The 3,764-nt window shown below is 61.8% G+C and carries 5 protein-coding genes and 1 pseudogene; 2 read left to right on the forward strand and 4 right to left on the reverse strand.

Annotated features, from left to right (window positions below):
- Nucleotides 1-95 (reverse strand): SDR family NAD(P)-dependent oxidoreductase (locus WT24_RS34360; protein WP_124496677.1); only part of this gene is annotated, 95 nt, incomplete at its 3' end.
- 164 nt (nt 96-259) lie between these two features.
- Between WT24_RS34360 and WT24_RS14385 the strand changes: the two are divergent.
- Both WT24_RS14385 and WT24_RS14390 read left to right on the forward strand, forming a co-directional pair.
- Nucleotides 260-1,230: pseudogene (locus WT24_RS14385) on the forward strand (potassium channel beta subunit family protein).
- Between the two features lie 105 nt (nt 1,231-1,335).
- Nucleotides 1,336-2,181, forward strand: coding sequence for a 23S rRNA (adenine(2030)-N(6))-methyltransferase RlmJ (locus WT24_RS14390; protein WP_060034305.1), 846 nt, complete (start codon nt 1,336-1,338; stop codon nt 2,179-2,181).
- Between the two features lie 15 nt (nt 2,182-2,196).
- On the opposite strand, the gene WT24_RS14395 is transcribed toward WT24_RS14390, so the two are convergent.
- The 3 genes from WT24_RS14395 to cueR all read right to left on the reverse strand — a co-directional run bounded on the left by WT24_RS14395 (nt 2,197) and on the right by cueR (nt 3,434).
- Nucleotides 2,197-2,553 (reverse strand): hypothetical protein, encoded by a 357-nt coding sequence (locus WT24_RS14395; RefSeq protein ID WP_179949350.1) that lies wholly within the window; start codon nt 2,551-2,553, stop codon nt 2,197-2,199.
- Between the two features lie 114 nt (nt 2,554-2,667).
- A complete protein-coding gene (locus tag WT24_RS32790) occupies nt 2,668-2,814 on the reverse strand; it encodes a DUF3563 family protein (RefSeq protein ID WP_006478295.1) in 147 nt (48 codons plus the stop codon).
- 215 nt (nt 2,815-3,029) lie between these two features.
- Nucleotides 3,030-3,434, reverse strand: a complete 405-nt coding sequence (cueR, locus tag WT24_RS14400) for a Cu(I)-responsive transcriptional regulator (RefSeq protein ID WP_059499818.1) — start codon at nt 3,432-3,434, stop codon at nt 3,030-3,032.
- Nucleotides 3,435-3,764 lie beyond the last annotated feature (330 nt).

Here is a 3,764-nt window from a genome sequence, read left to right on the forward strand (position 1 = left end):
GCGCCTGCCTTGGCCAGCTCCAGCGCGATTTCCTTGCCGATGCCGCTCGCGGCGCCCGTGACGACTGCGGTCTTGCCGCTCAGATCTGCTGCCATGTCCGTCTCCTCCCGTTGTCGGATCGATAAAACACGCGCCCGCCGTATCCGCGCTCATCGCGAAATCGTATCGGCGTGCCAGCCGTCATTGTGCACGATCGGCCCCGCCGTTCGCGCGCAAAACGTCTAAGCTTAAGGTCGATTCCGTTCGACAGGAGGTTCTCATGCACTATCGACGGCTAGGCCGCTCCGGCCTGCAGATCAGCGAGCTTTCCCTCGGTTCGTGGGTGACTACGGCAATCAGGTCGACCAGCGGGTCGCGCGCGAATGCCTCGCCGCGGCCCGCGATGCGGGCGTCAATTTCTTCGACAACGCCGAAGTCTACGCCGGCGGCAAGTCCGAGGAAATCATGGGCCACGCGCTCAAGTCGCTCGACTGGCCGCGCATCAGCTATATCGTGTCCACGAAGTTCTTCTGGGGGCTCGCGGAAGCCCCGAACCAGTACCACACGCTGAACCGGAAATACCTGCTGAACGCGATCGACGGCTCGCTGCGCCGGCTGCAGCTCGACTATGTCGACCTCGTCTATTGCCATCGGCCCGATCCGCATACGCCGATCGAGGAAACCGTGTGGGCGATGAGCGACATGATCGTGCGCGGCAAGGCGCTGTACTGGGGCACGTCGGAATGGAGCGCCGACGAGATCCGCGCGGCGTGCGAGATCGCCGAGCGGCATCATCTGCACAAACCGGTCGTCGAGCAGCCGCAGTACAACCTGTTCCACCGTACCCGGGTCGAACAGGAATATGCGCGGCTCTACGACGATTACGGTCTCGGCCTCACGACCTGGAGCCCGCTGGCGTCGGGACTGCTCACCGGCAAGTACCGCAACGGCGTGCCGGCCGGCAGCCGTGCGCAGTTGCAGGGCTACGACTGGATGCGCGAACGCCTGACCGATCGGGCCGCCAACGACATCGTCGAACGGCTCGGTGAGATTGCAGCCGAACTCGGCTGCAGTACCGGCCAATTGGCAATCGCATGGGTGCTCGCGAATCCGCGCGTGAGTTCGGTCATCACGGGCGCATCGCGGGTGGACCAGATCGGCGACAACATGCGCGCGCTCGACGTTGCCGCGAAGCTGACGCCGGACGTGAAGCAACGCATCGAGGCGGTAGTCGGCGACGCATACGAGTAAGGCGACTCACGGCCACTCGCGTACAATACGCGGCCTCGGCACCTGGCCCGACGGCCGCGCGCGATCCGCTTTCATCGATTCACCTTTCGTTTCAGGCAGCCCGCCATGCTCAGTTATCGTCACGGTTTTCACGCAGGCAACCACGCGGACGTGCTCAAGCACGCCGTCGTCGTCCAGCTGCTGCGCTACCTGAACAAGAAAGACAAATCGTACTGGTACATCGATACGCACGCAGGTGCCGGCGTGTACTCGCTGCGCGACGGTTATGCAGCGAAGACGTCGGAATTCGATACCGGCATCGGCCGGCTGTGGAACGAAAAGAACCTGCCTGAGGCGCTGGGCGACTACGTGGATGAAGTCCGCGCGCTGAACGCCGACGGCGAACTGCACTTCTATCCCGGCTCCCCGTACATCGCATGGCGGTCGATGCGCGAGCAGGATCGGATGCGCCTGTTCGAAATGCACACGACGGAAATCGATGTGCTGCGCCACAATTTCCGCGACGCGGGGCGACGCGCGATGATCTTCGCCGGCGACGGCTTCGAAGGTATCAAGGCGCTGCTGCCGCCGCCGCCGCGACGTGCACTCGTACTGATCGATCCGTCCTACGAGGACAAGAAGGATTACGCCCGCGTGGTGAGTTGCATGACGGAATGCCTGAGGCGTTTCGCGACCGGCTGCTATGCAATCTGGTACCCGCAGGTCACGCGGCTGGAATCGCAGCGCTTTCCCGAACAGTTGAAGCGCCTTCAACCGAACAACTGGCTGCACCTGACGCTGACGATATCGAATCCGCCGACCGACGGACTGGGCCTCTACGGCAGCGGGATGTTCATCCTGAATCCGCCGTATACGCTCGCTCAGAGCATGAAAGAGGTACTGCCCTACCTGGTCGAGATGCTGGGCCAGGATAGCGGTGCCCGCTGTCAGATCGAGCACCGCGGAAACTGATCGGGCGACTGGTCGTTACGGCTGCGGTCTCGGCGCGAGCCTCGGCTGCCCGCTCCAAGCGGGAACATTGATATACGGCGCGACGAACAGCGGAACCGACGTGTTCGGCGCCTGCCCGGCCGGGGCCCGCATGCCTGCGGGCTCGACGATCGGCTCCGACGACAACGGTGCCGTCTGCAACACCAACCCGCCCTTGCCGTCCTGGATGCCGCGCTGCGTATCGAGAACGAGCGGCCTGGACGACGTCGCGGCACCGGCCGCGAGGCCATGAACGAGCACGGCCGCGCCCAGAACGAGACGCGCGCGAGCACTACGACGCACATCGACACGCAAACGCATGATCGTGTCCTTCAGGATGAAAAGCAGGTCCATACCATAGCGCTGCGCCGACGATTTCGCCAGATCCGGCGCACAAAAAAACAAAGCCCCGTCAATACGGGGCTTGCTTGTCGTTCGGTGCCGCTCGGCACCTGACGGTGACTCCGATTACAGCGAGTAGCCGTTGGTTTCGAGCGAGCGGATGCGGCTCTCGAGCTGGACGATGTCCGACGACGTGGCGAGGTAGGCCTCACGGCGCTCACGTTCTGCGGATTCGAACCAGTTGCTCAGCTTTTCGACGATGTAGGCGATCATGACGTTCTCCAAGGAAGAGGGACCCCTGGTGAATCGAAATTCAGGGATTTCCCGTATAGGGTTATCCCGAATTATAGCGATGCCGCACCAAGATGCTAGTGAAATACTCGCATGGAGACCATTCCAATTCGGAATGGAGACAGCCACGCTGTCCATAACTTATTGATTTTTAATGATGTTGAGTTTGAGCCCGTTTTGAGACTCGAAGGCCTGCACTAATTTGGTTCGCCGACGGGGTCGGCCAGGCGCGCCAAAATCGGGCATTCGGGCCGCCCGTCACCATGGCAGTGCGCGGCCAGATCGACCAATGTGTCGCGCATGTCGCTCAGCTCCGCGATGCGTTTGTCGAGTTCGGCCACGTGCTCCAGAGCGATCGATTTCACTTCGGCGCTGGCGCGGGAGCGATCCTGCCAGAGCATCAGCAGCTTGCGAATGTCCTCGACGAGAAAGCCGAGTCGTCTCGCCTGGCGGATGAACCGCAAGATATGAATTTCGTCCGCACCGTAGATCCGGTAGCCGGCATCGCTACGCTTGCTCGGCGCAAGAAGGCCGACTTGTTCGTAGTACCGGATCATCTTCGCGCTGACTCCGGATTCGCGCGACGCGTCGCCGATATTCATTCCTCCGCCCTCTTCATCAAATCCAGGTTTCGAACACGAACGTCGACGGATACTCGCGTCGACGACACTTCGATCGTATCAAATCACGGGGTTTCGTTCCGAGGGAGGGCTTGGCACGCAGCAGAAACGCAGATGACCGATCTGGCGCGCTCGCGGTTGGATTACGAGGAATGAGCGCGCATCACCGCGTGCTTTTTCTAGGCGCCGAAATGCAAAAACCCCCGCCTGATCGGGCGGGGGTTTCTGTCTTGAGGGGAGCCTGACGATTACCTACTTTCACACGGGAATCCGCACTATCATCGGCGTAGAGTCGTTTCACGGTCCTGTTCG

The organism is Burkholderia sp. MSMB1078WGS, assembly GCF_001528895.1.
Taxonomy (GTDB): domain Bacteria; phylum Pseudomonadota; class Gammaproteobacteria; order Burkholderiales; family Burkholderiaceae; genus Burkholderia.

Excerpts from the sequence above, each read along its gene's own strand:
- WT24_RS14390 (WP_060034305.1), top strand. The coding sequence starts at position 1,336 with ATGCTCAGTTATCGTCACGGTTTTCACGCAGGCAACCACGCGGACGTG.
- WT24_RS14395 (WP_179949350.1), bottom strand. The coding sequence starts at position 2,553 with ATGGACCTGCTTTTCATCCTGAAGGACACGATCATGCGTTTGCGTGTC.
- WT24_RS32790 (WP_006478295.1), bottom strand. The coding sequence starts at position 2,814 with ATGATCGCCTACATCGTCGAAAAGCTGAGCAACTGGTTCGAATCCGCA.
- cueR (WP_059499818.1), bottom strand. The coding sequence starts at position 3,434 with ATGAATATCGGCGACGCGTCGCGCGAATCCGGAGTCAGCGCGAAGATG.